28 protein-coding genes and 1 tRNA gene are annotated in these 23,809 nt (G+C 67.7%); 14 read left to right on the plus strand and 15 right to left on the minus strand.

Annotated elements, in window-relative coordinates; all coding sequences use genetic code 11:
- Positions 1-15 precede the first annotated feature (15 nt).
- Positions 16-1,194: a DUF7847 domain-containing protein gene (locus AC0KS4_RS26780; protein WP_225326138.1), complete on the minus strand. Its 1,179-nt coding sequence runs from the start codon at positions 1,192-1,194 to the stop codon at positions 16-18.
- Between the two features lie 165 nt (positions 1,195-1,359).
- On the opposite strand from AC0KS4_RS26780, the gene AC0KS4_RS26785 reads away from it, so the two are divergent.
- The 6 genes from AC0KS4_RS26785 to AC0KS4_RS26810 all read left to right on the plus strand — a co-directional run bounded on the left by AC0KS4_RS26785 (position 1,360) and on the right by AC0KS4_RS26810 (position 4,892).
- The gene (locus AC0KS4_RS26785; RefSeq protein WP_225326139.1) at positions 1,360-1,824 is read left to right on the plus strand and encodes a GatB/YqeY domain-containing protein; all 465 of its coding nucleotides are present in this window, start codon (positions 1,360-1,362) and stop codon (positions 1,822-1,824) included.
- 56 nt (positions 1,825-1,880) lie between these two features.
- Positions 1,881-2,867, plus strand: a complete 987-nt coding sequence (locus AC0KS4_RS26790; protein WP_225326140.1) for an LLM class F420-dependent oxidoreductase — start codon at positions 1,881-1,883, stop codon at positions 2,865-2,867.
- Positions 2,868-2,883: 16 nt separating this feature from the next.
- A complete protein-coding gene (locus tag AC0KS4_RS26795) occupies positions 2,884-3,255 on the plus strand; it encodes a malate dehydrogenase (protein ID WP_225326141.1) in 372 nt (123 codons plus the stop codon).
- A gap of 38 nt (positions 3,256-3,293) precedes the next feature.
- Positions 3,294-3,848, plus strand: a complete 555-nt coding sequence (locus AC0KS4_RS26800; protein ID WP_225326142.1) for a type 1 glutamine amidotransferase domain-containing protein — start codon at positions 3,294-3,296, stop codon at positions 3,846-3,848.
- 106 nt (positions 3,849-3,954) lie between these two features.
- A complete protein-coding gene (locus AC0KS4_RS26805) occupies positions 3,955-4,644 on the plus strand; it encodes a HemK2/MTQ2 family protein methyltransferase (RefSeq protein ID WP_225326143.1) in 690 nt (229 codons plus the stop codon).
- The gene (locus tag AC0KS4_RS26810) at positions 4,641-4,892 is read left to right on the plus strand and encodes a CDGSH iron-sulfur domain-containing protein (protein WP_225326144.1); all 252 of its coding nucleotides are present in this window, start codon (positions 4,641-4,643) and stop codon (positions 4,890-4,892) included. The genes AC0KS4_RS26805 and AC0KS4_RS26810 overlap by 4 nt, the downstream gene beginning before the upstream one ends.
- On the opposite strand, the gene AC0KS4_RS26815 is transcribed toward AC0KS4_RS26810, so the two are convergent.
- From AC0KS4_RS26815 to AC0KS4_RS26840, 6 genes are all read right to left on the minus strand, one after another.
- The gene (locus AC0KS4_RS26815) at positions 4,840-5,841 is read right to left on the minus strand and encodes an iron-containing redox enzyme family protein (protein WP_225326145.1); all 1,002 of its coding nucleotides are present in this window, start codon (positions 5,839-5,841) and stop codon (positions 4,840-4,842) included. The two genes, AC0KS4_RS26810 and AC0KS4_RS26815, sit on opposite strands and share 53 nt — an antisense overlap.
- A 78-nt stretch (positions 5,842-5,919) precedes the next feature.
- The gene (locus tag AC0KS4_RS26820; RefSeq protein ID WP_225326146.1) at positions 5,920-8,145 is read right to left on the minus strand and encodes a SpoIIE family protein phosphatase; all 2,226 of its coding nucleotides are present in this window, start codon (positions 8,143-8,145) and stop codon (positions 5,920-5,922) included.
- Positions 8,142-8,714, minus strand: coding sequence for a SpoIIE family protein phosphatase (locus tag AC0KS4_RS26825; protein ID WP_225326147.1), 573 nt, complete (start codon positions 8,712-8,714; stop codon positions 8,142-8,144). The genes AC0KS4_RS26820 and AC0KS4_RS26825 overlap by 4 nt, the downstream gene beginning before the upstream one ends.
- A gap of 46 nt (positions 8,715-8,760) precedes the next feature.
- Complete coding sequence (locus tag AC0KS4_RS26830) at positions 8,761-9,171, minus strand: anti-sigma regulatory factor (protein WP_225326315.1); 411 nt, start codon at positions 9,169-9,171, stop codon at positions 8,761-8,763.
- Positions 9,161-9,550, minus strand: coding sequence for an STAS domain-containing protein (locus AC0KS4_RS26835; RefSeq protein ID WP_008263312.1), 390 nt, complete (start codon positions 9,548-9,550; stop codon positions 9,161-9,163). Before AC0KS4_RS26835 ends, AC0KS4_RS26830 begins: the two co-directional genes overlap by 11 nt.
- A gap of 22 nt (positions 9,551-9,572) precedes the next feature.
- Complete coding sequence (locus AC0KS4_RS26840; protein ID WP_009954780.1) at positions 9,573-10,475, minus strand: STAS domain-containing protein; 903 nt, start codon at positions 10,473-10,475, stop codon at positions 9,573-9,575.
- 179 nt (positions 10,476-10,654) lie between these two features.
- On the opposite strand from AC0KS4_RS26840, the gene AC0KS4_RS26845 reads away from it, so the two are divergent.
- Both AC0KS4_RS26845 and AC0KS4_RS26850 read left to right on the plus strand, forming a co-directional pair.
- Entirely contained in the window at positions 10,655-11,023 is a 369-nt protein-coding gene (locus AC0KS4_RS26845; RefSeq protein WP_225326148.1) for an STAS domain-containing protein, read from the plus strand.
- A 44-nt stretch (positions 11,024-11,067) separates the two neighbouring features.
- Positions 11,068-11,568, plus strand: a complete 501-nt coding sequence (locus AC0KS4_RS26850) for a DUF6328 family protein (RefSeq protein ID WP_225326149.1) — start codon at positions 11,068-11,070, stop codon at positions 11,566-11,568.
- A gap of 12 nt (positions 11,569-11,580) precedes the next feature.
- Here AC0KS4_RS26850 and AC0KS4_RS26855 read toward each other — a convergent pair whose 3' ends face one another.
- Complete coding sequence (locus tag AC0KS4_RS26855) at positions 11,581-12,276, minus strand: HAD family hydrolase (protein WP_238955613.1); 696 nt, start codon at positions 12,274-12,276, stop codon at positions 11,581-11,583.
- Positions 12,277-12,590: 314 nt separating this feature from the next.
- Here AC0KS4_RS26855 and AC0KS4_RS26860 point away from each other — a divergent pair, with 314 nt between their 5' ends.
- Entirely contained in the window at positions 12,591-12,893 is a 303-nt protein-coding gene (locus AC0KS4_RS26860) for a DUF4193 domain-containing protein (RefSeq protein ID WP_225326151.1), read from the plus strand.
- A gap of 132 nt (positions 12,894-13,025) precedes the next feature.
- On the plus strand, positions 13,026-13,658 hold the full coding sequence (locus AC0KS4_RS26865) for a restriction endonuclease (RefSeq protein WP_238955614.1): 633 nt from the start codon (positions 13,026-13,028) through the stop codon (positions 13,656-13,658).
- A gap of 56 nt (positions 13,659-13,714) precedes the next feature.
- Here AC0KS4_RS26865 and AC0KS4_RS26870 read toward each other — a convergent pair whose 3' ends face one another.
- From AC0KS4_RS26870 to ponA2, 5 genes are all read right to left on the minus strand, one after another.
- Entirely contained in the window at positions 13,715-14,404 is a 690-nt protein-coding gene (locus AC0KS4_RS26870) for a GAF and ANTAR domain-containing protein (RefSeq protein ID WP_238955615.1), read from the minus strand.
- A gap of 198 nt (positions 14,405-14,602) precedes the next feature.
- Positions 14,603-14,679: transfer RNA gene (locus AC0KS4_RS26875), tRNA-Pro, on the minus strand.
- A 61-nt stretch (positions 14,680-14,740) separates the two neighbouring features.
- On the minus strand, positions 14,741-15,856 hold the full coding sequence (cds1, locus tag AC0KS4_RS26880; protein ID WP_238955616.1) for an L-cysteine desulfhydrase Cds1: 1,116 nt from the start codon (positions 15,854-15,856) through the stop codon (positions 14,741-14,743).
- Positions 15,853-16,812: a metallophosphoesterase gene (locus AC0KS4_RS26885; protein ID WP_238955617.1), complete on the minus strand. Its 960-nt coding sequence runs from the start codon at positions 16,810-16,812 to the stop codon at positions 15,853-15,855. Before AC0KS4_RS26885 ends, cds1 begins: the two co-directional genes overlap by 4 nt.
- A gap of 179 nt (positions 16,813-16,991) precedes the next feature.
- A complete protein-coding gene (ponA2, locus tag AC0KS4_RS26890) occupies positions 16,992-19,424 on the minus strand; it encodes a transglycosylase/D,D-transpeptidase PonA2 (protein ID WP_225326156.1) in 2,433 nt (810 codons plus the stop codon).
- A gap of 352 nt (positions 19,425-19,776) precedes the next feature.
- Here ponA2 and AC0KS4_RS26895 point away from each other — a divergent pair, with 352 nt between their 5' ends.
- Entirely contained in the window at positions 19,777-20,127 is a 351-nt protein-coding gene (locus AC0KS4_RS26895; RefSeq protein ID WP_225326157.1) for a WhiB family transcriptional regulator, read from the plus strand.
- A 43-nt stretch (positions 20,128-20,170) separates the two neighbouring features.
- Here AC0KS4_RS26895 and bagB read toward each other — a convergent pair whose 3' ends face one another.
- Both bagB and bagA read right to left on the minus strand, forming a co-directional pair.
- Positions 20,171-21,301, minus strand: coding sequence for an ATPase BagB (gene bagB / locus AC0KS4_RS26900; RefSeq protein WP_238955618.1), 1,131 nt, complete (start codon positions 21,299-21,301; stop codon positions 20,171-20,173).
- On the minus strand, positions 21,298-22,317 hold the full coding sequence (gene bagA, locus AC0KS4_RS26905; protein ID WP_225326159.1) for an ATPase BagA: 1,020 nt from the start codon (positions 22,315-22,317) through the stop codon (positions 21,298-21,300). The genes bagB and bagA overlap by 4 nt, the downstream gene beginning before the upstream one ends.
- Before the next feature lie 58 nt (positions 22,318-22,375).
- On the opposite strand from bagA, the gene AC0KS4_RS26910 reads away from it, so the two are divergent.
- Genes AC0KS4_RS26910 through AC0KS4_RS26920 form a run of 3 tightly spaced genes read left to right on the plus strand, consistent with a single transcriptional unit; the run spans position 22,376 to position 23,804 of the window.
- Positions 22,376-22,537, plus strand: a complete 162-nt coding sequence (locus tag AC0KS4_RS26910; protein ID WP_095576409.1) for a DUF4177 domain-containing protein — start codon at positions 22,376-22,378, stop codon at positions 22,535-22,537.
- 2 nt (positions 22,538-22,539) lie between these two features.
- A complete protein-coding gene (locus AC0KS4_RS26915; protein WP_225326160.1) occupies positions 22,540-23,007 on the plus strand; it encodes a RidA family protein in 468 nt (155 codons plus the stop codon).
- A gap of 5 nt (positions 23,008-23,012) precedes the next feature.
- On the plus strand, positions 23,013-23,804 hold the full coding sequence (locus AC0KS4_RS26920; protein WP_238955619.1) for an MBL fold metallo-hydrolase: 792 nt from the start codon (positions 23,013-23,015) through the stop codon (positions 23,802-23,804).
- The last annotated feature ends 5 nt before the right edge of the window (positions 23,805-23,809 follow it).

The following is a 23,809-nucleotide window of genomic DNA, read 5'->3' on the forward strand; positions in this document are numbered from 1 at the left end:
GTCCTCGCTCAGCCGTTACAGCGGCCGCGTGAGCCAGAGGTGGTCGGTGGACGCGGCCGCGTAGGGCCCGTGGGCGGCTCCGGTCTGTAATACCAGGTCGAACGCCTCGGCGCGCATCCGGCGGTCGGTGTAGAGCAGGACGATGACTCCGGCGTTGAACGGCGCGGTGATGATCTCGCCGATCGCCGCCCCGACGGAGAGGACGGCGGTGCTGATCAGGAAAGCCGTGCCGGACGAGGTGATCTGGAGAAACTGGCCGGCGATGCTGAACGGCACCGCGACGGCGTTGGCGACGATGGAGGCCACCAGGAAGGTGAGGGTACGGATGCCCAGCACCCGCCAGAAGCCGTTGCGGATCAGCCTGAACGATCGGGCGATCGCGTCGAGCACCGGCAGCCGCTCCAGCACGATCAGCACCGGGGCGAACAGCGCCGCGGTGTACAGGTACACCAGCGCCGCGACGACGACCAGCACCAGAGGGATGCCGAGCACCACGGCCGCCGCGGCGCTACCGATCGCCGCCAGCACCCCGATGATCACCGCGACCAGCCCGGCCAGGGCCGCGACCACGACGGCCTCCAGCAGGGCCAGGCCGAGCAGGGCGTGCAGCCGCCCACGGATCTTGGCCCAGGTTTCACCGATGGTGATCGGCGACCCGAACACCGCCCGCCCGACGATGACGGTGAGCATTCCGGACAGCAGCATGCCGCCCAGCCAGCCGACCAGGAGGCCGGCGCCCACCGACGCCGTAAAGGCGCCCAGGACGCCCGCGGTCAGGCCGTCGGATTCGTCGGTGGTGAATCGGTCGTGGGCGGCCAACGGTCCGAAGAAGGCGGCCTTGGTGATGATCTGCATGATCACCACGACGATCGCGGTCAGGCCCAATGTCGCTTTCGGATTGGCGCGGATGTAGCCGACCGCGCCGTTGAAGATGTCGCCGAGGGTCAGCGGCCGCAGCGGGATGATGCCGGGTTTGACCGTTCCGTAGCCCGGCGGCGGGCCGAAGGTGGGTGGGGACCCGTAGCCCGGCGGCGGTCCGTAGCCGGGCGGGGGTGGATAACCCGGCGGGGGCGCGTAGCCCGGTGGGGGGCCGTACGTCGGGGGCGGCCCGTACGCCGGGGGCGGGCCATAGTGGGGTGGTGGGCCGTATGCCGGCGGCGGGCCAACCGGATAACCAGGCGGCGGCGCGCTCACCGAACCCCGAGGCCTTGCAAACTAGCTCTGCAGCCGGGCGCGTCGTTCGTCATGGGCTCCATCCTGTCGGCGGCCGTGGCATTTCACAATGTTCACCGGCGTTCACCCGCGTTCATACGTGTGGAACCGCGTTGTCCCCCCGCGCCCGCGCGTAGCGTCTCACACATGGCGGAACTCAAATCCCGGCTCCGGACGGACCTGACCGCGGCGATGAAGGCCCAGGACAAGCTGCGAACGGCCACCCTGCGCATGCTGCTGGCCGCGATCCAAACCGAGGAAGTGTCCGGTAAGCAGGCCAAAGACCTCACCGATGAGGAGGTCATCAGGGTGCTGGCCAAGGAATCCCGCAAACGCGGCGAATCGGCGGAGATCTATACCCAGAACGGGCGCGGGGATCTCGCCGCCAACGAGCACGCCGAGGCGCGGATCATCGACGAGTACCTGCCCACCCCGCTCACCGAGGCGGAGGTGGCCGACGTTGTCGACACGGCGATCGCGCAGGTGGCCGAGGAAATCGGCGAGCGTCCGGGCATGAAACAGATGGGCATGGTGATGAAGGCCGCCAGCGCGATCGCGGCCGGCAAGGCCGACGGCGCCCGCTTGTCGGCCGCCGTCAAAGAGCGCCTGTAGCCCGACCGGTTCGGTGGTGTCGTTTGTCCTCGGGGCAGCCGGGTACCCAATTGCGCATGACCAATTTTGGCTACACTTTGATGACCGAACAGAGTGGACCCAAAGAGCTTGTCCAGTACGCCATTTCGGCCGAAGAGCGCGGTTTCGACTTCCACGTCTGCAGCGACCACTTTTCACCGTGGCTCACCTCGCAAGGACACGCGCCCAACGCCTGGGCGGTGCTGGGTGCGGTGGCACAGGCCACCGAACGGGTGGACCTCTACACCTACGTGACGTGCCCGACGATGCGGTATCACCCGGCCATCGTCGCCCAGCAGGCCGCCACCGTGCAGATCCTGTCCGACGGCCGGTTCACCCTGGGGTTGGGCAGCGGCGAGAACCTCAACGAGCACGTCGTCGGCAAGGGCTGGCCGGTTGTGACCCGTCGGCAAGACATGCTGCGTGAGGCCATCAAGATCATCCGGGAACTGTTCGGCGGGCAGCTGGTGGACTTCACCGGCGAGTATTTCCAGGTCGACTCCGCGCGGTTGTGGGACGTGCCCGACATCCCGGTCGGCATCGGGGTGGCCATCGGTGGCACCAAGGCGATCGACAAGTTCGCCAAGCTGGCCGACCATCTGATCGCCACCGAGCCCAAGGCCGATCTCGTCGACGGTTGGCACGGCGCGCGTCAGGCCGCCAACCTCGCCGGCGGCGGGCGGGTGATCGGCCAGATACCGGTCTGCTGGGACCCCGATCGCGACACCGCCGTCAAGCGCGCGCACGACCAGTTCCGCTGGTTTGCCGGCGGCTGGAAGGTGAACGCCGACCTGCCGACCCCGGCCGGCTTCGCGGGCGCCACCCAATTCGTGCGCCCCGAAGACGTCGCCGAGACCATTCCGTGCGGACCCGATCTGGACGCGATCGTCGAGGGCGTGCGGCCCTACTGGGAGGCCGGATTCACCGATATCGCGCTCATCCAGATCGGCGGGGAAACCCAGGAGCGATTCCTCAAAGAGGCCGCCGAGCCGTTGCTCGCCGCGCTGCGCGAGGCAGCAAACTGATCAGCGGGGAGCGACGATGAGCGACCAATCAGGCGACACCACAGCCACATTGGTCAAGGCGCTCGGCGGTGCCAGCTTCGTCCTGGGCATCAGCGAACTACTGGCCCCGGGGAAGGTCGCCGCGATCGCGGGCGTGAACGACACCACCCGATCGCGACGGGTGATCCGCGCGCTCGGGCTGCGCGAATGCGGTCACGGCGCGGCGCTGCTGGCGGGTCCCGACAAACTGGTGTGGACGCGCGTGGCCGGGGATGTCCTGGATATGGCCCTGCTGGTCGCGGGTGTGGCCGCCCGCGGTCCCGGGCGACGGCGGCGGGGCACCATCTGTGCCGCCGCCCTTTCCGGGATCGCCGGCCTGGACCTCTACACGGCGATGCGAACCCTTTGATCCGACGGGAATCGTTGATCGCAGGAAGGAAGACGGCGATGTCAAACGAATTGCAAGGAAAGAAAATAGCGTTTCTGGCGGCCGACGGCGTGGAAAAGGTTGAGCTCGAACAGCCACGCGCGGCGCTGCACGACGCCGGCGCGCAAATCGAGGTGCTGTCGCTCGAGGACGGCGAAATCCAGGCGCGCAACCACGATCTCGAGCCGGCCGGGACCTTCGCCGTCGACCGGAAAGTGTCGGAGGCGTCGGTGGACGAATACGACGGCCTGGTGCTTCCGGGTGGCACCGTGAACCCGGACAAGCTGCGCATGGACGACGACGCCGTTTCGTTCGTCCGTGATTTCGTCAGATCGGGGAAGCCGGTGGCCGCGATCTGTCATGGACCGTGGACGCTGGTGGAAGCCGGTGTGGCGGTGGGCCGGACGTTGACGTCCTACGCGAGCATCCGCACCGATCTTCGCAACGCGGGCGCCCGCGTGGTAGACGAAGAGGTCGTCGTCGACGGCAATTTGATCTCGAGCCGATCGCCCTCGGACCTCCCGGCCTTCTGCGCGGCGATCCTCGAGCAGTTCGCCCACGCGACGGCGCGTTAGCGGTGGTGACTTTTCGGCCGGTCGGTTTGAATGCGCGGGTTTGCGGGCATTATCCCGCCAAGCCGTGATCAGCGGCGATCCTTGTAGGGTTCTCGAAAGGCCAATAGTGACGACCACGTATCCCGAGCCCGCCGTCTTGCCCGCCCACAACGTGTATCAGCCGCAAGAGGATTCCAGACTGCTGGTCGACGTGATGCACGACACCGGTCTGATCCCGGGGCGGCATGTCCTTGATTTGTGCACCGGCAGTGGCTTCGTCGCGATCGCGGCCGCGGGCATGGGCTGCGCCGATGCGACGGCCTTCGACATCTGCCCGCAGGCAGTGCGCTGCGCCCGGGAAAACGCCGCGGTTGCCGGTGTCGACGTCGACGTTCGCGAGGGGTCGTGGATCGCGGCAGTGGAGTGCGCGCCGTTCGACGTGGTGGTGTCGAACCCGCCCTACGTGCCGACTCCCCCCGGTGCTGAGCTGGAAGCGATCTACCCGGTCGCCGGACCGTCGTGGGCCTGGGATGCCGGCCAAGACGGCCGCCAGATACTCGACCCCCTGTGCGAGTCGGCACCGAAGTTGTTGCGCGACGGGGGATCCCTGCTGCTGGTGCACTCGGCGCTGGCCGGTGTCCAACAGTCGCTGGATTCCCTCAAGTGGGCCGGCATGGAGGCGGAAGTGATTGCCTCGAAATGGATTCCGTTCGGTCCGGTGATGACATCCCGGGCGACTTGGCTGGAAGATGTCGGCCTGATACCACGCGGGCGCCGGGAAGAGGAACTGATCGTGATCCGGGCTGAAAAGCGATGAGTCCCACCCGGGTTCAGGTGGTTCCCAACGGGCCGGTGCTGGTGTCGGGTCCGGTGCGCATCGAGATGCCCGGCGGCGAAGTCGTCGAGTCCGACCGTTTCATGGTGGCGATCTGTACCTGCCGGCGCAGCGGCAGGTACCCGTTGTGCGACACCAGCCACCGCAGGTGCCGGCGACTCAACAAGACGACCACTACTACGGCAGCGGCCGCCGCAACGACGTCTGATCCTGCTTCCACGACGCCATAATCGTTTCCGCCAAGCGGTTTTCGACCGCGGCGTGTGCGCGGATCCCGAAAATGATGTCACGCTCGAGCTGCGGCTCCCTCGCGACGAGATCGCCGACCACATCGCCGCGCACCACGTGTTCGTGTACCGCGTCGGCCTCGACGTGCTCGCTGTAGAAGGCGATGCAGGCCGCCGGCGCCCGTAAGCGCTCCAAGGCCCGAACCATCCGTTGGGATCCCGGCGGCGAAGTGATCTCGGTCGAGGCGAAGTGCCCGATCGCGGCGCCGCGCAACGAGCGGTGCAGCCCGAACAGCGACATGAGGTTGACCGCCGCCAGCGATTCGGCGGGAACCGCGTCGACGTAACCCCAATATGTCGCGTCGAGCCCGGCCGCGGCCAGCAGATCGGCGAACAGCTGCTGGTGCAGTCGCGGGCCCTGCCCGGCGCCGTACTCGTCGAACTCCACCGCCACGAAGGCCGCTTTGGCGGTGCCGATCAGGCGCGGAATGGCCCACGCGTGCGGATCGCCCTCCTTGAGGTGATACACCGAGCGGTGCACGAAATATTCGCGCATCTGCTGCCACGTTCCGGTGTCACGCAGGTAATACGACGGGCCGGTGCCGTCGACGGGCTCGACCGAAATCGCTTCCATTTCGGCCGCCGCCGTCTGATCGGGTTCGATGGGATCGACGTCGCGGCGCACACCGGCCAAAAACACGCGCTCCAATTCGGCCCGCAGCGCCAGCAGCGCCGGATTCCACTCCCATTCGGGGTCGACGCCGGCAAAGCCGCGGTAGTGCAGCTCGTAGCACACGGACAGCGCCAGCTGCAGATCCAGACCGTAGGGGTCCGAATCGCGCACAGATGCGCCGATGCGTGCGAAATGGTCAACCGACGGCGGGCCCGTCAGGGCGCAACGAACGGCCGTCGACAGCGGCCCGTGCGCCTCCGGCAGGACGGGTTCAGTCATGGTCGATGCGAGGGTCACGCCGGTGACTACCCGTATCCGGGGCCCGGCAAACGGCGCCGCAACACTTTTCGATGCCCACTACTCGGATGCTGCCGGCAATCGGAACGTGATATCGGCGGTGGTGCCGGTGGCCGCGGTCTCGAGTTCCATCGCATGGCTGAGCGCCCTGATCAGCGGCAAGCCGCGCCCACCGTTGACCGGGTTGGCGGCCGGCGTCTTCCACGACCCGTAATCGGTGATGCGGGTGTGCACTTCGCCGTCGCCAAGGCTGGCCTCGACCACCATGGCCCCGGCGACGAATCCCCGGTAGGCGTGCTCGACGCAATTGGTGCAGGCTTCGTTGACCACCAGCACGATGTCGGCGGCCAGCTCATCCGTGATGTGGGCGGCGCGCAGCCAGTCCGCGAGACGGTGCCTGATACGAACCAATTGGTCTGCGGTGGCGTCACTTTCGATGCGCAGCGGGGTCTGATGGTGGCGGTAGATCACCATCGCCACATCGTCGTCATAGCCGCCCTCCGGCGCCAGTTCACGAAGCATCTCATCGGCGACGGTGTCCAACGGCAATGACTTCGTCCGCGCCAGAAAGTCTGCCGCGCGGGCGATTCCGTCGTCGATCGACTCGTGTTTGCGTTCCACCAGCCCGTCGGTGAACAACATGAGGGTCGAGCCGGGCGGCAGCACCTGGGTGGTCTGCGGTCGCGGCGCATCGCGGCGGACCGCGAGCGGCACCGAAGCGGCGTCGGTCAACAGGGTCGTCGTACCGGGCTCGGGCCCGGTGAGCACGGCCGGCATGTGGCCGGCGTTGCTGTACTGCAGGACCCCGGTTTCGGTGTCCAGGATCGCGAGAAAGACGGTGGTGCAGTAGGCATTCGGGATGAGCGACGCCGCCGAGTCGAGCTGATCGAGCAGCACCGCGGGCTCGGCGCCGTTGATCAACAGCGCTCGCGCGGAACTGCGCAGCTGCCCCATGATGGCCGCGGCCGGCAGGCCGCGGCCCACGCAGTCGCCGACGACGATGCCGATGCGGTGATCGCCGATGGGCAGCACGTCATACCAGTCACCGCCGATCTCCAGCGGCAGCACCGCGGGCTCGTAGCGCACCGTGAAACCCGGCGGGGGCTTGACGGGCGGCAGCATGGCGCGCTGCAACGTCAGCGACGTCTCGCGGGCATTCTCGAACTGACGGACGTGCTGCATGGCCAGACTGAGATGGCTGATCAGCACGGTGACCAGCAGGCGGTCTTCGCCGCTGACCCAGCGAGGCGTGCGCAGCTCCAGCCACAGCGCCAGGTCCCCGGTGCCGGAGAGCACCGCAACCAATCCCTGAGCCTTGCCGGGATGATCGGGTGACTCAACGGTTTTCGCCGTCAGCGGTAATTGCTGACGCGCGTCGGTGAAGGTGTGACGCAACGTCGGATCCAGTTTGCGCCACGAAGTTGCCGAGGGCTCGCCCGCGGCGTGGACCGTCGGGTCGCCCTCGCCGCTGGGCCACATGACCGCGACCACGCGCTGCACGTCGATCGCCGCGCGGCACTCGTCGAGCGTGATCGACAGCAACTCGTCCACGCTCTTGGCCACCGCCACCGCCGTGGCCAGGCGCAAGACCGCACTCTCCCGCGCCGCAAAAGCGCGCTCCGCGGTGATGTCTCGAACGGTCCCGACGTAGGCGGCGCGGTCGCTGCCGGACTCCTTGACCGCGTTGATGCTCACCTTCACCCAGGCGAGATGCCCGTCGCCGTGGCGGATCGGCGTTTCGTAGTCGGCCCTGCCGTGGTCCAACACCCGGCCGATCTGTTCGGCCGCCGTCTTGGTGTCGACCAGCCACGGGTGCGGCCACCGATAGGGCAAGCCCTCGCTCGGAAACCCGATGATGTCGATGAAGGCGCTGTTCACCTCGATCACGGAGCCCTCGTGGTCGGCGACGAAGAACCCCTCCTGCAGCGAATTCACCAGCGCGTTGCGGAACTTGTCGCGGTCGGCCAGCCCCTCGGCGCGAGCCCGCTGTTCCGCGTAACGCTTGTTGCCGTCGATGAAGCCGCGCATGGCCACGTCGAGCGGAACCATCAACTGCAGCAGGAACTCCAGCGCGATCGGCCCGTCGATGCGCACGTCCTTCGCGATTTCAAAGACCAGGCGGACGTGGTTCTCGACGATTTCCAGCAGGCTGATTTGATCCTGTAGGGCCGTGCGGCCGAGCTCGTATCCGATCGACAGGCTGGCCTCGTCGCGGGTGTCCAGGTAGGCGCGCAACGCGGCGGCGTACTGCGCGTGGAAGCCGGCCGCGGAGACGTTGTCGCTCATGTCGAGGCCCCCCTGTGCCGCGCCGTCAGCACCATCGCGTCGTCGGATTCCTTGGCGTGCTTGCCGAGAATTTCTTCGGCGATGGCGACAGCATGGGCCGAGAAGTCGAGGTGCTCCAGGTAATCTTCCCCGATCCCGTCGGTGCTCATCACGAGCAGATCGCCGGGGCGGATCGAAACCGCCTGTGCCGGACGGATTTCCGGGATCCGGTAGCCGACGATGCCTCCGGTGAGACGGGCACTGGACCGGACCTGGATACCGCTGGGTGCCTTGGCCACCAGATCGGCGGTGACGTTGCCGACCCCCGTCCACTCCAGCGTGTTCGCGGCAAAATCGACTCGCGCCAACGTCATTGCGACCCCCCTGGTCCCGGTGAGCAGCCGGTGGCAAAGCTCGATCAAAACTTCGAGCCGCTCGGAACTGTTGCGCTTGACCGCATCGATCGCGCGCAGTGCAGCTTCCGCGGCAGCCGGCCCGTGGCCGAGGCCGTCCACCAGACCGAACAGCACGGCCTCACCGCCGATGTCGACTGCGATGCCCCGGTCGCCGGAGGTGTACTCGCTGGGCAAGGGCCGGCCCGCCCTCGCCCACTCGATGGGTCCGCAGCGGCCGCTTTCATGCACGGGGAGGGACCCATTTCCACATTTCGATGACGGTTCCCTGGCCGACCGTGGACTCGACGACCAACCGGTCCATCAGGCGGCGCGCGCCCGGCAGCCCCATCCCGAGCCCGCGTCCGGTCGAATATCCGTCTTCCATCGCGCGTTCGATGTCGGCGATGCCGGGCCCCTGGTCCTCGGCGCGCACCACCAATGCCTTGCGGCCCTCCCGGTCGGCCACCCCGACCCGCACGGAGCCACGGCCGGCGTAGCTGGTGATGTTGCGGGCGATTTCCGAGATCGCCGTGGCGATCATCGTGACGTCGGTCAGGGAGAAGCCCAAATCAAGGGCGAGTTCGTGTCCCGCCTTGCGGGCTTCGACGATGTCGTCGGGATTGTCGATGGCGACGACGATATCAGCCGCCACCATCGCGTCCGATCGTCGGTTTCCGCTGTGCCAGTTGGCGATTCAGAAGGGACAGGCCCTCTTCGAGGTCCAGCGCGGTGTTCATGTCGTCGAACGCCAGGCCAAGCTGGACCATCGCGAACGCCACCTCGGGCTGCAGGCCGACGATCACCGTGTCCGCGCCGCGCAGCCGGGTCATGTGCGCGATCGTGCGCAGCGACCGGGCCGCGAAGGAATCCATCACGTCGATGGCGGTGACGTCGACGATGATGCCCTGCGCGCGGAACCGGCTGACGCGCTCCATGAGGTCGTAGCGCAGCCGTTCGGCGTCGGAGTCCGAGAGCGCGGCCTGCACCGAGGCGATGAGGATCGAACCCTGTTTCAGGATCGGTACTGGCATGCGGCGCTCGCGTTCCTGACTGTCACCCGGTCTGCTCGCCGGTACGAGTCACCTCGTAGCCCAGCAGTCGCTCGGCTTCCTCGATACCGCCCTGCAGGTCGCCGACCGCGTTCATCTTCGACAGGTCCAGGCCGATCGTCACCAGCGTCAGCGCGATTTCGGAGGACAGGCCGGTGATGATCACGCTGGCACCCATCAGCCCCGACGCGTCGACCGTCTGCACCAGGTGGTTGGCCACCGTCGAGTCGATGGTCGGCACACCGGTGATGTCGATGACCACCACCTTCGCGCGGTTGGCGCGGATGGCGCGCAACAGCTGTTCGGTGACCTGGCGCGCGCGCTGGCTGTCCAGCACACCGATGATCGGAAGGATCAGCAACTGCTCACGCACCTGCAGCACCGGCGTCGAGAGCTCCCGGATCGCCTCCTGCTGCTGGCGGATGATGCGCTCACGTTCCTGCACGAAGCTGACCGCCACGGTGTTGGCGATCCGGTTGGCGGCCGGCTCGTAGGCGTCCAGCACCCGGTTGAGCATCTCGAATTCGGTCTGGTATTTCTCGAACAGCGAGCGCGCCAGCACGTCGCGGAGCAGCAGGACGATCCCGACGACCTCGTCGGTTTCCACGCCTCGGGGGATGATGCGTTCGGACAGGTCGCGGGCGTAGGCCTGCAGCGCCTCGACGCTACCGGTCTCGAGCACCTCGACGTAGTTGTCGTAGACGGCCGTCGCTTCGGAGAAGAGCTCCTCGGGGGTCATCGCGGTGAGCAGCTCGGCCTCGGTGATGCGGCGGGCCCATTCCTCCCGCAAAACGGTCCGGTTCTGACGCAGATGCTGAACTAGCTGGGGCAACAGCCCCTCGCTGGAAATGCCGACGACTTGCGCTGCGGTGCCGGTACTGGTGAAATCCGACGTCGAATCTGACATATGGCCTCCCCAGGCCTCCCGAGTACACGTCACGCACTGCGGTCTGCAGTTCCTTTTTGCGAGACTAGCCTGGGTTGTCGCGGGCCACGTGTAGAGGGCATATTCTTCTCGCAGTTCGTAACGCAGGCTAGGGTTGAACAACGCTTAAGGCATTCAAGGCCCAGGACAAAGGATTGCCATTGTCAGCTCCTGATTCGATTACCACGTTGGTCGAGGACCACGACGGCGTTTCCGTGGTCAGTGTCAGCGGCGAAATCGATTTGGTCACGGCTCCTGCCCTGGAACAGGCCATCGGCGCGGTTGTCGCGGAGAGCCCCACGGCACTGGTCATCGATCTGTCGGCGGTGGAGTTCCTCGGTTCGGTCGGGCTGAAGATCCTGGCGGCGACGTACGAGAAGCTGGGCAAGGACACCGGGTTCGGCGTGGTCGCACGCGGCCCGGCCACCCGACGGCCGATTCACCTGACCGGTCTGGACAAGACCTTTCCGCTGTATCCGACGCTCGACGACGCGCTGACCGCGGTGCGGGACGGCAAACTCAACAGCTAGCGATTCCCGCGCCGCCGGGCGCGCCGGGTGCGATGATCACGGCTATGGACGTCGACCATCCGCAGGACGACCAGCGGTGGGATCGCCGTGAACGTGGCGAAACCGAAGTGCAACGGCTGGACCGCAATTGGAACAGCCTGCTGCAGGAGCTGCGCGTGGTCCAGACCGGGGTGCAGCTGCTGACCGGCTTCCTGCTGACGCTGCCGTTCCAGCAGCGTTTCGATGTCCTCGGACGCCCCATGCGCGATGTCTATCTGGCCACGGTGATGTGCGCGGTGTGCTCGACGGTATTGCTGATCGCCCCGGTTGCGATGCACCGGATCCTTTTCCGGCGCCATCGGCTGCAAGTTCTCGTCTCCGCCGCTCACCGCTGTGCCTATGCCGGGCTGGGGCTGCTCGGCCTGGCGCTGATCGGCGTCACCACCATCATTTTCGCGGCGGTGTCCGGGCGGAATGTGGGCCTCGTCGCGGGCGCGTGCGCGCTGCCGCTGTTCATATTCTTTTGGTTCGTGCTGCCGTTGATGCTGCGCACTCGCGGCATGTGAAAGCGCCCGCGGTCAGCGTCCCGGAGTGAGCGCCGCGATCCGGGTGGTTTCCAGATGGTCGAGCAGGTCTTGCGGATCGGCGAAGATCGGGTCGGCCCCGGCCTCCCGCAACTCCGCGCCGGCGATGCCGCCGCTGAGCAGCCCGATGCACGGCACGCCCGCGCCCGCCGCGGCGTGCGCGTCCCACACGGCGTCCCCGACGAACACGGCGTGCCGGGCATCCACCCCGGCTCGGTCCAGCGCGACCCGCACGATCCCGGGTTCGGGTTTGGCGGTGTCGACGTCCCGGGACGACGTCGTCTCGGAGATGACGTCGTCGCAATCGAGCACTTTGCGCAGGATCTCCAATTCGTCCTCGGGCGCCGAGCTGGCGAGCACGACCTGCAGCCCCAGCTCGGCGACGCGGCGCAGCAGGGCGCGGGCTCCGGGCAACGGTTCGAGCAGCGCGGTGATCTCGCGGTAGTACCGGCTGTGCTTGTCGCTGAGCCGCTCCTGCACGTCGGCCGGCGCGTCATCGGACAGCGTCCGCACCAGCCTCGAGCCGTCCATGCCGATGCAGCGGTGGATCCGCCACGACGCCACCACGATGCCTTCGGCGTCGAACGCGCGCTGCCACGCGTGGACGTGCAGGTAGTTGGAATCCACCAGGGTTCCGTCGACGTCGAACAGGACGGCGGGCGCACCTCCCGCATCCGGTTGCAACGTCATGTGGCGGGGCATACCCACGTCGGGCCCGGCTGACACCATCCGGCGGGTGATCGGGAGACGGCGGCCGGTTCACGTCCGTTCATTCGTGCGAATAACGCTGGTGCACAGGGGTTCTCGCGACCACCCAGAGGGTATCGCCCCCGGAGCCGCGTGCTCGGTCACGCCGGACCGCATGGGGGAATCCTGACACGCGGACCGCGCCGAAAATTTCTTATCTCGGATCGGTGTAGGGCGTGCATTAACGGGGTATTGCCTGCGCCACGGGTGAGTACAAGAAAGTGCGTCAGCCCGTCTGAGAGCAGGGAGGAACTCCGATGGCGACCACCACTGACTACGACGCACGCCGTGTATCCGACAACGACACCCAGGAAAAGTCCTCGCTTCGCGAGCTCGCGCCGACCCTGCACGGGGCGGGAACCACCGTGGTCGACGAGGACCCGAACGATGTGCACTTCTTCGAGCTGCCCGGCGCCGACCTGTCCGGGGAAGAGCTGACGGTGACCGTGATCCCGCAGCGGGCCGACGAGTTCACCTGCTCGAGTTGCTTTTTGGTGCAGCACCGCAGCCGGTTGCGTCGCTCCAGCGCCGGCCTCCCGGTCTGCGCCGACTGCGCGTAACGCTCGACGGTTCACCGGATAGCTCCCCGCGGCCGCGCCGCGGCGTCGCCTCGCGCCTGCCCCGAGATGTCACAGGCTTGAACTAGGTTCATCGGCAGGTCTGCGTCGGCGCGAAGGGCACGTTGAGGAGTCATGGAGAAGATTCTCGGGTCGCTCCTCTTGCTGGGGTTAGCTCTCCCTTGGTATTTCACGCAGCGGGCCACCGGCAGCCCGCCCGCGGGATTTCTGGCCGGCCTCGGCGGGCTCGCGGTCGCGGTCGCCCTCCTGTGGTGGCTTTCGGTGCAGCGGGACCGCTATCAGGCCGACGCACACCGCCGGCGCGACCTCAAAATCGCGAAATCCGGGCTGCGGGCCATCGATCGAATGTCCGGTACCGAATTCGAGGAATTCGTTGCCGCGCAGCTGCGCATCGCGGGCTACAGCGTCACGCCGACGGCGAGCACCGGCGACTACGGGGTGGACCTCATCGCCAAGAAGGACGGCGTCCGCATGGCGGTGCAGTGCAAAAGGCTGGCCAAGGCCGTCGGCGTCGCCGCGGTGCAACAGGTCGTGTCCGGTTCGCTACACCACGATTGCAATCGGACGGTCGTGGTGACCAACCAGACGTTCACGAAGGCGGCCCGCCAACTGGCCATCACCCACCAATGCCGTCTGGTCGGGCGCACGCAACTGCGGAGCTGGACGCGGGTGGCGCCCATCCCCGTGCGGGGCCCCCGCCGCGCACCCAGCGTCGCGCCGGGCGGCGGCGCCGGGAACCAGAGCTAGAGGCCGCGAGATACCCAGGGCCGCAGCGCATTCCGGTGGCTGCGAACGCGTTCGCGTCAGCGCCGGGTCGTGTCCTCGATGACCCGGCGCGCGATGACGCGCAGCGGGGTGTTCATGCTCTGCGACAGTTTGATCAGCGTGTTGAACGCCGTGTCGTCATCGAGGTCATAGCGCTCCATCAGGATGCCCTTGGCCTGCCCGATCGTGTCGCGGGTGCTCAGGGCTTCCCTGAACTGCTGGGCGCGCACGACGTTGCTCCACGCCAGGGCACCCAGCGTGGCGAAGACGGCGGCCACCCGGCGGGAGTCGTCGGAAAAGGCGTGCGGGCGTTCGGCATAAAAGTTCAGCGCTCCCATGCTCAGCTCGTCGGCGTACATCGGCAGTGACAGGATGCTGCGCACCGGGGTGTGGGCGAGCGCGTCGGCCTGATACTTCGGCCAGCGCGTGTCGGCCGCGAGGTCGTTGATGACGACGACCTTCCGGGTCCACGCGGCGTGCACGCACGGCCCTTCGAGGTGGCGTTGCTGGAACTCGTCGAGCAACCTGGCGCAATCGTCCGTGACCGAGGGGGTGCTGACCTCGTTCTTCCGGCTGGTGACGGTGATCCCCGCCTCCTGCGCCCCGGGCACCCAGCGCGCCGCCGCCCTGGTCAGCTCGTCCAGCACCTGCGGGAAGTCCGCCGCGTCGGCGGAATAGATGGCGCGCAGAACGTCGGTGAGCAGGGTGAAATCTTCGAGATTGGTCACTGAATGTCGCCTTCGTGCGTCGAGACCGGTTACAGGCAAAATCCCGCGCCGTTTCAGCAGCCTGCGGTCTCGCAAGGCGATCATTGGTCAGTTATGACGGCGACGAATGTCAATGCTGTCTGCTCAGCATTACGGTGAGATCCACTATATCGGCCGGGTTTTGGGCGATTGCGCCCGCACCGGATGGGCAGACCTAACTGGTCGGGGTGGCGGGATTCGAACCCACGGCCTCTTCGTCCCGAACGAAGCGCGCTACCAAGCTGCGCCACACCCCGCCTGAAGCTCCGACAGCCTATCGCACCGGGCTATCGGGTGGCCAAACCGCGGTGCGCCACATCACTCCCACGAGCACGAACGCTCGAACTCGACCAGCGCCGCGGCGGGGCCCGTCGGATCCAGTCCCTGTTCCGCGACCCACTCGTCGCTGAAGTACGTGTCGCGGTAGCGGTCGCCGCTGTCGGCGAGCAGCGTGACCACCGAACCGCTGCGGCCTTCGGCGACCATCTCGGCGAGCAGGCCGAACGCGCCCCACAGGTTGGTGCCCGTGGACGGCCCCACCCGGCGCCCCAAAACGGCGCTGACGTGGCGCGCGGCCGCGATCGAGGCCGCGTCGGGGACGGCCACCATGCGGTCGACGACGCCGGGGAGAAACGACGGCTCCACCCGCGGCCGGCCGATGCCCTCGATGCGCGACGACGTGGGCATCACCAAGTCGTTCAGGTCGTCGCGGCCATGGGCGTAGGCGGGAAAGAAGGCGGAGTTCTCCGGGTCGACCACGCACAACCGGGTGGCGTGCAGTCGATAGCGGATGTAGCGCCCGATCGTCGCGCTGGTTCCGCCGGTGCCCGCGCCGACCACGATCCATTCCGGGACGGGGAAGCGCTCCTCGCGCATCTGCTCGAAGATCGACTCGGCGATGTTGTTGTTGCCCCGCCAGTCGGTGGCGCGTTCGGCGTTGGTGAACTGGTCCAGGTAGTGGCCGCCGGTTTCGCGGGCGACGCGCTCGGCTTCGGCATACACCTCGCTGGAGCTCTGCACGAAATGGCAACGGCCGCCGTGGGCTTCGATCAGCGCCACCTTCGATGCGCTCGTCGCCGCCGGCATCACCGCGACGAACGGGAGCCCCAACAGGGCCGCGAAATAGGCCTCCGACACCGCCGTCGAACCCGAGGACGCCTCGACCACCGTGGTGCCCTCGTCGATCCAGCCGTTGCACAGGGCGTAGAGGAACAACGAACGGGCCAGCCGGTGCTTGAGGCTGCCGGTGATGTGGGTGGTCTCGTCCTTGAGGTACAGCGCGACGTCGACGTCGCTGCTCCACCGCGAAGGCAGCGGATAGCGCAGCAGGTGGGTGTCGGCGCTGCGACGCGCGTCGGCATGGATCAACCGGATCGCGTTGTCGGTCCAGCAACGTGAGCGGCTGCGGACCGCGATCCGGGTCCGGTCGGTCAACGCACCGAAGCTGTTGGCTGCGAACGGCTCAGGTCCCTGGCCGCGCCGCGGTCGCCCATCGGGGTGGCGATCAGGGTCAGCATGGTCGCCTCCGGCCGGCAGCAGAACCGCACCGGCGCGAACGGCGAGGTCCCCATCCCCGCGGAGACGTGCAACTGCATGTGCGCACCCCACCGCGACGGCCCCTTCGCGCGTGAGCGGTCCAGGCCGCAGTTGGTCACCAGGGCGCCGTAGAACGGCAGGCACACCTGGCCGCCGTGGGTGTGTCCGGCCATCACCAGTTGATAGCCGTCGGCGGCGAAGCGGTCCAGCACCCTGGGCTCCGGGGAATGGGTCAGCCCGAGCCGCAGGTTCGCCGCCGGACTGGCCGGGCCCGCGATGGTGTCGTAGCGGTCCCGGTCGAGGTGCGGGTCGTCCACGCCCGCGGCGGCGACGTGCAGGCCCGCCACCTCGAACTCGCGCCGAGTGTGGGTGAGGTCGAGCCAGCCGCGCTCGGTGAACGCCGCCCGCAGGTCCTGCCAGGGCAGCGGCTCGCCGCGGACCCGGTGCGACGGGTTGGTCACGTAGTTCATCGGGTTCTTCAGGCGCGGCCCGAAGTAGTCGTTGCTGCCGAACACGAAGACGCCCGGCCGCGACAGCAGGTCACCCAGGGCCTGGACGACCGCCGGGACGGCCTTCGGGTGGGCCAGGTTGTCGCCGGTGTTGACGACCAGGTCAGGCTCCCAGCCGGCCAGCTCACGCAGCCACGCCTGTTTGCGCCGCTGGCCGGGCGTCATGTGGAGGTCACTGATATGGAGCACGCGCAGCGGGGTGGAGCCGGGGCTCAACACGGGCATGGTGATCTCGCGCAGGACGAAGGCGTTGCGCTCGATGATCGCGGCATAGCCGAGGCCGGCGACGCTCGAACCGAGCGCCGCGACACCGGCACGTATCAGGACGGGCAAAACAGCAGCCATGGTGGCAGCCTACTGCCGGCCGCGGACCGGCAGCGTATCTCTTGCGTCACGCCGCAATCACGCCTCGCCGTACGACGATGCGGCCCGCGAAGCGGGGTGCGGAGGAGTGCGGCAATCGGGTCTCGCCGTGCGACGATGCGGCCCGCGAAGCGGGGTGCCGAGGAGTGCGGCAATCACGCCTACGGCGGCGGCGCACCGGGCGGGGCCGGCGGCGGCGGCGCCATCAGGGGGATGGTGATCGGCGGCAGCCCCGGAATCTCGACGACCTGCGAGCCGACCGGCACCGGCGCCCCTTCGGGCGGCGGCGGCGGGGCGGGCGGGATGCCGTTGCTGACCTGAATGGTGATGATCGAGCCCGGAATCGTTGCGCCGCTCGGTGTCGTGCCGACCACCTCGCCCTGCTTTGCGCTGCTGTTGACGAAGTTGTTCTGGTCGGCGACCTGGAAGCCCGCCTCCTTGATGCGCGCGCGTGCCGCATCGATGTCCAGGCCCGCCACGCTCGGCACCCGCGACCCGGGCGAGCCGTCGACGTAGCGCGGGTCGGTGGGCGGCAGTTGCACCGGCCCGAAACTGGTGGCGATCGGCTTCATCGCGGTGAACCACGTGCGCGCGGGCTCGTTACCGCCGTACAGGTCGCCCTCGCCGCAGTGCCGCAGCGGGGACGAACACAAATCCGTGGGGTTGGTGGAGTCGTCGTAGATGTAGTTGGCCGCCGCGTAGTGGTTGGTGAATCCGACGAAGCCCGAGGACCGGTGGGCTTCGGTGGTGCCCGTCTTACCGGACATCGGCAGGTCCCAGCCCGCCGCGCCGGCCGAACCGGCCGCCGTGCCACCGCCCAGCGCGTCCTTGCTCATCGCGTTGGCCAGGGTGTTGGCCAGGCCCTCGGGGACCACCTGATCGCAGGTCTCGGTCGTCACCGCGACCTCATTGCCCTTGCGGTCGACCAGCTTGTCGATCGGGTTCGGCGGGCACCAGGTGCCCCCGGAGGCGAGGGTGGCCGCGACGTTGGACAGTTCCAGCGCGTTCACCTCGATCGGGCCCAGGGTGAACGAGCCGATGTTCTGCCGTTTGACGAAGTCGGCCAGGCTCTCGTTGCTGTCGGGGTTGTAGTCGCGGGCGGTGCCCGGGTCGGCGTAGGACCGCAGCCCGAGTTTGATCGCCATGTCCACCGTGCGCGTCACGCCGACCTGCTGGATCAGCTTGGCGAACGCGGTGTTGGGCGAGGTGGCCAACGCGTCGGTCACGTTCATCGACCCGCGGTAGTTGCCGGCGTTGACCACGCACCAGTTGTCCTTCGGGCAGCCCTTGGCCCCGCCGCTACCCATGCCCTTCGCCTGGAACCGTCCCGGCACCTCGAGGGTGGCGTTGATGCCCATCCCCATGTCCAGGGCCGCGGCCGTCGTGAAGATCTTGAACACGGAGCCCGCGCCGTCGCCGACCAGGGAGAAGGGCTGCGGTCGCATGGTCTGGCCGGCGTCGACGTCCAGCCCGTAGGTGCGGTTGCTGGCCATCGCCATCACCTTGTGCGACGTCTTGCCGGGCTGGATCACGCTCATCACGCTCGAGATGCCCGGCAGCGTCGGGCTGGCGAACTTGTCGATCGCCGACTTGACCGGGAGCTGCACGTCCGGGTCCAACGTGGTCTTGATCAGATAGCCGCCCCGGGCCACCTGTTCCTTGCTGATCCCGGCCCGGGAGAGGTACTCCTGCACGTAGTCGCAGAAGAACGCCCGATCGCCCGCCGCGATGCAGCCGCGGGGCAGCTCGTTGGGCTGCGGCAGAATCCCCAGCGGCGCGGCCTTGGCGGCTTGCAGCGCCTCGGCCTCCTGCGGGATGTTCTCGATCATGGTGTCCAGCACCAGGTTTCGCCGCGCGAGAGCGCCCTCGGGGTTGGTATAAGGGTTGAGCGCGCTGGTCGATTGCACCATGCCCGCCAGCAGCGCCGCCTGCTGCCAGTTCAGGTCGGAGGCGTTGATCCCGAAGTAGGTCTGGGCGGCGTCCTGCACGCCGAACGAGTTGTTGCCGAACGACACCAGGTTCAGGTACCGGGTCAGGATCTCGGGCTTGGTGAAGGTCTTGTCCAGCGTCAGCGCCATCCGGATCTCGCGCAGCTTGCGCGCCGGGGTGGTTTCCACCGCCGCGCGCTTCTCCGCGTCGGTCTTCGCGGTGACCAGCAACTGGTAGTTCTTGATGTACTGCTGCTCGATGGTCGAACCGCCGCGCGTGTCCACGTCACCGCGCGCATAGCCCGCCAGCCCGGTCAGCGTGCCCTTCCAGTCCACCCCGTTGTGGTCGGCGAACCGCTTGTCCTCGATGGAGACGATCGCCAGCTTCATCGTGTTGGCGATCTTGTCGCTGGGCACCTCGAACCGGCGTTGCGAATACAGCCAGGCGATGGTGTTGCCCTTGGCGTCGACCATCGTCGTCACGGCCGGCACCTCGCCCTCGAGCAGCTGCGCGGAGCCGTTGGCGACCACTTCCGAGGCCCGATTGGACACCAGTCCGATGCCACCGGCGACGGGAAAAAGGAGGGCGGTGGCGACGACGCTGGCCAACAAACAGAACCCCGCGAGCTTCAGAATCGTGAGCGCGGCCGGGGGGCGGTCTGACATGGGTACTACAGTAGCGGCCTCCAGTCACGCCGCCACGCTGCAACTTCACCCGAAAATTTTCCGCTGCTGGGGCCCCGGGCGCGCGTTGAGAATTTGCGGTTGCGTCACAGGTCAGACGGGTAGCCGAGTGGGCAAGATCACTTCCCCGCCCGATTTTTTGTACGAGACGGCACGTTCGTCCCAAAAAATGCGTTATCGGACTGTTGCGCAATTGGCACCTGACCACCTAACTTAGACACACGGTGAGATTCAGGTAACACCGATGTACATGGTGAGGCGTAGATCGCAGGGTTGGATCTGCACCCAAGGAGGGCGGCCGTGACGGGCGGCCGGTAGGGAAAGGGAACGATTCGTGTCACCAATACGGCCGGCGGCGCGTAGGACAAACATTGCAGCCGCACAAGGTGTACTCCGCAGCGTCGATGCTGAAGATCGGATCGCTTGGGTCTCGAAGGCGCTATGCCGCACGACCGATCCCGACGAACTGTTTGTCCGTGGCGCGGCCCAGCGCAAGGCGGCGGTGATCTGCCGCCACTGCCCGGTGATGCAGGAGTGCGCGGCGGACGCGCTGGACAACAAGGTCGAGTTCGGGGTGTGGGGCGGCATGACCGAGCGGCAACGCCGCGCGCTGCTCAAGCAGCACCCCGAGGTGGTGTCCTGGGCGGACTTCTTCGACAAGAGCAGAAGCCGCACCGCCGGCTGACCGAACGCCGCAGCGCTGCGCCCGCTGGTCGGGGTGGCTCGGCCTAAGCGACCGACGTGATCTGGTCGGCGAGGGCCCGCAGCGCTTCCAAATCCGAAACGTCAAACGGCAGCGACGGAACGCCGATGACCGGCACGTGCGGGTTGGCTCCGGTGAATCGGGACAGCAATCTGACTTCCCGCTTGGCGGTTTGGGCGCGGTCGGCATGAATTTGCAACACGGCGGCGGCCAGCGGCGCGGATTCGGGGTCGGTCCCGTGTTCGAGCATCTCGGTGGCGTCGATCGCCCGCTCGGCCGGCAGGGAGCACAACGTCGGATGCGTGCGGTTCAAGACCAGCCCGGCGAGCGGCATCCCTTCCTGCGACAGCCGGTCGACGAAGAAGGACGCCTCGCGCAGCGCGTCGGGCTCGGCCGCCGACACCACAACGAATTGCGTGCCACGCCTTTTCAGCAGCGCGTACGTGCGATCGGCCTTTTCCCGGAAGCCGCCGAATGTGGCGTCCAACGATTGCACGAACGCGGCGGCGTCGCCCAGCATCTGTGAGCCCAGGATCGTGGACATCGCCTTCATGGCCAAACCCATTGCGCCGGTGACCAACCGGCCGATGCCGCGGCCCGGCGCCAGCAACAGCCGCCACAGCCGGCTGTCCATGAAGCTGCCCAGCCGCTTCGGCGCGTCCAGGAAGTCCAGCGCGTTGCGCGACGGCGGGGTGTCGACGACCACCAGGTCCCAGCGATCCTCGGCCAGCAGCTGCCCCAGTTTCTCCATCGCCATGTATTCCTGCGTGCCCGCAAGCGAACTGGCGACGGTCTGATAGAACTGGTTGTCCAGAATCGCTTGTGCGCGACCGGGTCCGGAGTATTGGACCACCATTTCGTCGAAGGTGCGACGCATGTCGAGCATCATCGCGTGCAACTCGCCGGGCACCTCCGCCGCCAGCGGGACTCGCTGCGGGGTGTTGCCGAGGTCGTTGACCCCCAGCGCCTGGGCCAGCCGCTTGGCCGGGTCGATCGTCAAGACGCAGACGTTGCGGCCGTATTCGGCGGCGCGCAGCGCGATCGCGGCGGCGGTGGTCGTCTTGCCCACACCGCCCGCGCCGCAGCACACCACCACGCGGTTCGATGTGTCGGCCAGAATAGCGGCCATATCAAGCGGTTTCGGCGTAGTGCTCATCGAACTCCCTGCTGCGCAAGCGATTCCGACAGCTCGTAAAGGCTGCCCAAATCGACACCGTCGGAAATCGCCGGAAGCTGCAGCCGCGGCACCTTCAAGGCATCGAGCTGCTGTGCGATCTCGGAGCGCGTGGCGATCACCGTCGCGTGCTCGATGGTCTCGGTCAGCAACCCGGCGAAGTCGTTGTCGTTCAACGTGATTCCGGCCTTTTCCAGCCCGGCTCGCACCGAGTCGGCGTCGATGTCCCCCTCGGCGGCCTTCGCCAGATCGGCCGGCTGCAGGTAGGAGGGGATGTTGCGGTTGACGATCACGCTGCCGATCGGCAGCTGCATCTCGGCGAGCTCCTCGATGGCTTCCAGCGTCTCCTGGACGGGCAGCGCCTCCAACAGGGTGACCAGGTGAATGGCGGTCTGCTCGGAGTGCAGCAGCTTCACCACGCCGTCGGCCTGCGAGTGCACCGGGCCGCCCTTAGCCAGATCGGAGACGGCCTTGGTGACATCCAGGAACCGCGCGATCCGTCCCGTCGGCGGGGCGTCGACGACGATCGCGTCATACACCGGGAGCCGATTCTTGTCGACGCGTATCACCGTCTCTTTGATCTTCCCGGTGAGCAGCACGTCGCGCAGGCCGGGCGCGATGGTCGTCGCGAACTCGATCGCACCGATGCGCCGCATCGCGCGGCCCGCGATGCCCAGGTTGTAGAACATGTCGAGGTATTCCAGGAACGCGGCCTCGATGTCGATCGCCAGGGCGTTGACCTGACCGCCGCGTTCGGCGGTCGCGATCTTCACCTCCTGATACGGCAGGGGCGGGACGTCGAAGAGTTGCGCAATCCCTTGGCGGCCCTCGACTTCCACGAGGAGGACTTTGCGGCCCCCGGCCGCGAGCGCCAGCGCCAGCGCCGCCGCGATCGTCGACTTGCCCGTACCGCCTTTGCCGGTCACAAAATGTAAGCGGGCCTTGGTCAAGCGCGCCGGCCAGCCGACGGCGCTACCACCGCTCGATGTGGTTGCCACCTTCGCATGCTAGCCGGGCTGGCCGGAGCGGTTCACCACCGACCGATAAGCTCGCCGCATGAGCGAACCGACCGCCTGGGAGTACGTCACCGTCCCGTTGCTGACGCACGCCACCAAACAGATCCTCGACCAGTGGGGCGCCGACGGCTGGGAGCTGGTCTCGGTGCTGAACGGCCCGACCGGCGAACAGCACGTCGCCTACCTCAAACGCCCCAAGTAAAGATGAGCGCCCAGCCTTCCTGGAAGGCCCGCATCGGGGAGCTCGGTCTCGCGCTGCCGGAGGTGGTCGCGCCGCTGGCCTCCTATGTACCGGCGGTGCGCACGGGCAACCTGGTCTACACCGCGGGCCAGCTGCCGATGCAGGCCGGAAAGCTGGCGGGCACCGGCAAGCTCGGCGCGGAGGTCACCCCGGACGAGGGCAAGGCGATGGCGCGGATCTGCGCGCTCAACGCGCTGGCGGCGGTCGATTCCCTGGTGGGGATCGACTCGGTGACCCGGGTGGTCAAGGTCGTCGGGTTCGTCGCATCGGCTCCCGGTTTCAACGGCCAGCCAAGCGTCATCAACGGCGCCTCCGACCTGCTCGGCGAGGTGTTCGGCGAGCGGGGCGCACATGCGCGGTCGGCGGTCGGCGTCTCCGAGCTGCCACTGGACGCGCCGGTGGAAGTGGAGCTGATCGTCGAGGTCGGCTGACGGCCGTGACCGAGGTTGCCGAGTCGCTGACCCACCCCGCATACGGCAGGTTGCGGGCGGTCACCGACACGGTCTCCGTCCTGCTGGCCGACAACCCAGGCCTGATGACGCTGGAGGGCACCAACACCTGGGTGCTGCGCGGCCCGCGCAGCGACGAGCTGGTCATCGTGGACCCCGGGCCCGACGACGACGAGCACATCGCGCGGATCGCCGCGCTGGGCCGCATCGGTTTGGTGCTGATCAGCCACCGGCACGGCGATCACACCGACGCCATCGACAAGCTCGTCGAGCGCACCGGCGCGACGGTCCGGTCGGCGGGCAGCGGCTTCCTGCGTGGGCTTGGCGGCGAGCTGGTCGACGGCGAGGTGATCGATGCGGCCGGACTGACGATCAAAGTCATGGCCACCCCCGGCCACACCGCCGATTCGCTGTCCTTCGTGCTCGACGACGCCGTGCTGACCGCCGATACCGTCCTGGGCCGCGGCACCACCGTGATGGACAAGGAAGACGGCAGCCTCACCGACTACCTGGAATCGCTGCACCGGTTGCGCGGTCTGGGCCATCGCGCCGTGCTGCCCGGGCACGGGCCGGAGTTGCCGGACCTGGACGCCGTCACGCGCGGATACATCGCGCACCGGCATGAGCGACTGGAGCAGGTGCGATCGGCGCTGCGGGAGCTCGGCGAGGACGCGGACGCCCGCCAGATCGTCGAACACGTCTATGTCGACGTCGACGAGAAGCTGTGGGACGCCGCCGAATGGTCGGTGAAGGTCCAGCTGGATCATCTGCGCGGCTAGCGCGA

The sequence above is a fragment of the Mycobacterium sp. NTMscope_MAC_12 genome (assembly GCF_976985675.1).

Excerpts from the sequence above, each read along its gene's own strand:
- AC0KS4_RS26785 (WP_225326139.1), top strand. The coding sequence starts at position 1,360 with ATGGCGGAACTCAAATCCCGGCTCCGGACGGACCTGACCGCGGCGATG.
- AC0KS4_RS26790 (WP_225326140.1), top strand. The coding sequence starts at position 1,881 with ATGACCAATTTTGGCTACACTTTGATGACCGAACAGAGTGGACCCAAA.
- AC0KS4_RS26795 (WP_225326141.1), top strand. The coding sequence starts at position 2,884 with ATGAGCGACCAATCAGGCGACACCACAGCCACATTGGTCAAGGCGCTC.
- AC0KS4_RS26800 (WP_225326142.1), top strand. The coding sequence starts at position 3,294 with ATGTCAAACGAATTGCAAGGAAAGAAAATAGCGTTTCTGGCGGCCGAC.
- AC0KS4_RS26810 (WP_225326144.1), top strand. The coding sequence starts at position 4,641 with ATGAGTCCCACCCGGGTTCAGGTGGTTCCCAACGGGCCGGTGCTGGTG.
- AC0KS4_RS26815 (WP_225326145.1), bottom strand. The coding sequence starts at position 5,841 with ATGACTGAACCCGTCCTGCCGGAGGCGCACGGGCCGCTGTCGACGGCC.
- AC0KS4_RS26820 (WP_225326146.1), bottom strand. The coding sequence starts at position 8,145 with ATGAGCGACAACGTCTCCGCGGCCGGCTTCCACGCGCAGTACGCCGCC.
- AC0KS4_RS26835 (WP_008263312.1), bottom strand. The coding sequence starts at position 9,550 with ATGCCAGTACCGATCCTGAAACAGGGTTCGATCCTCATCGCCTCGGTG.
- AC0KS4_RS26840 (WP_009954780.1), bottom strand. The coding sequence starts at position 10,475 with ATGTCAGATTCGACGTCGGATTTCACCAGTACCGGCACCGCAGCGCAA.
- AC0KS4_RS26850 (WP_225326149.1), top strand. The coding sequence starts at position 11,068 with ATGGACGTCGACCATCCGCAGGACGACCAGCGGTGGGATCGCCGTGAA.
- AC0KS4_RS26855 (WP_238955613.1), bottom strand. The coding sequence starts at position 12,276 with ATGACGTTGCAACCGGATGCGGGAGGTGCGCCCGCCGTCCTGTTCGAC.
- AC0KS4_RS26860 (WP_225326151.1), top strand. The coding sequence starts at position 12,591 with ATGGCGACCACCACTGACTACGACGCACGCCGTGTATCCGACAACGAC.
- AC0KS4_RS26865 (WP_238955614.1), top strand. The coding sequence starts at position 13,026 with ATGGAGAAGATTCTCGGGTCGCTCCTCTTGCTGGGGTTAGCTCTCCCT.
- AC0KS4_RS26885 (WP_238955617.1), bottom strand. The coding sequence starts at position 16,812 with ATGGCTGCTGTTTTGCCCGTCCTGATACGTGCCGGTGTCGCGGCGCTC.
- ponA2 (WP_225326156.1), bottom strand. The coding sequence starts at position 19,424 with ATGTCAGACCGCCCCCCGGCCGCGCTCACGATTCTGAAGCTCGCGGGG.
- bagB (WP_238955618.1), bottom strand. The coding sequence starts at position 21,301 with ATGAGCACTACGCCGAAACCGCTTGATATGGCCGCTATTCTGGCCGAC.
- AC0KS4_RS26910 (WP_095576409.1), top strand. The coding sequence starts at position 22,376 with ATGAGCGAACCGACCGCCTGGGAGTACGTCACCGTCCCGTTGCTGACG.
- AC0KS4_RS26915 (WP_225326160.1), top strand. The coding sequence starts at position 22,540 with ATGAGCGCCCAGCCTTCCTGGAAGGCCCGCATCGGGGAGCTCGGTCTC.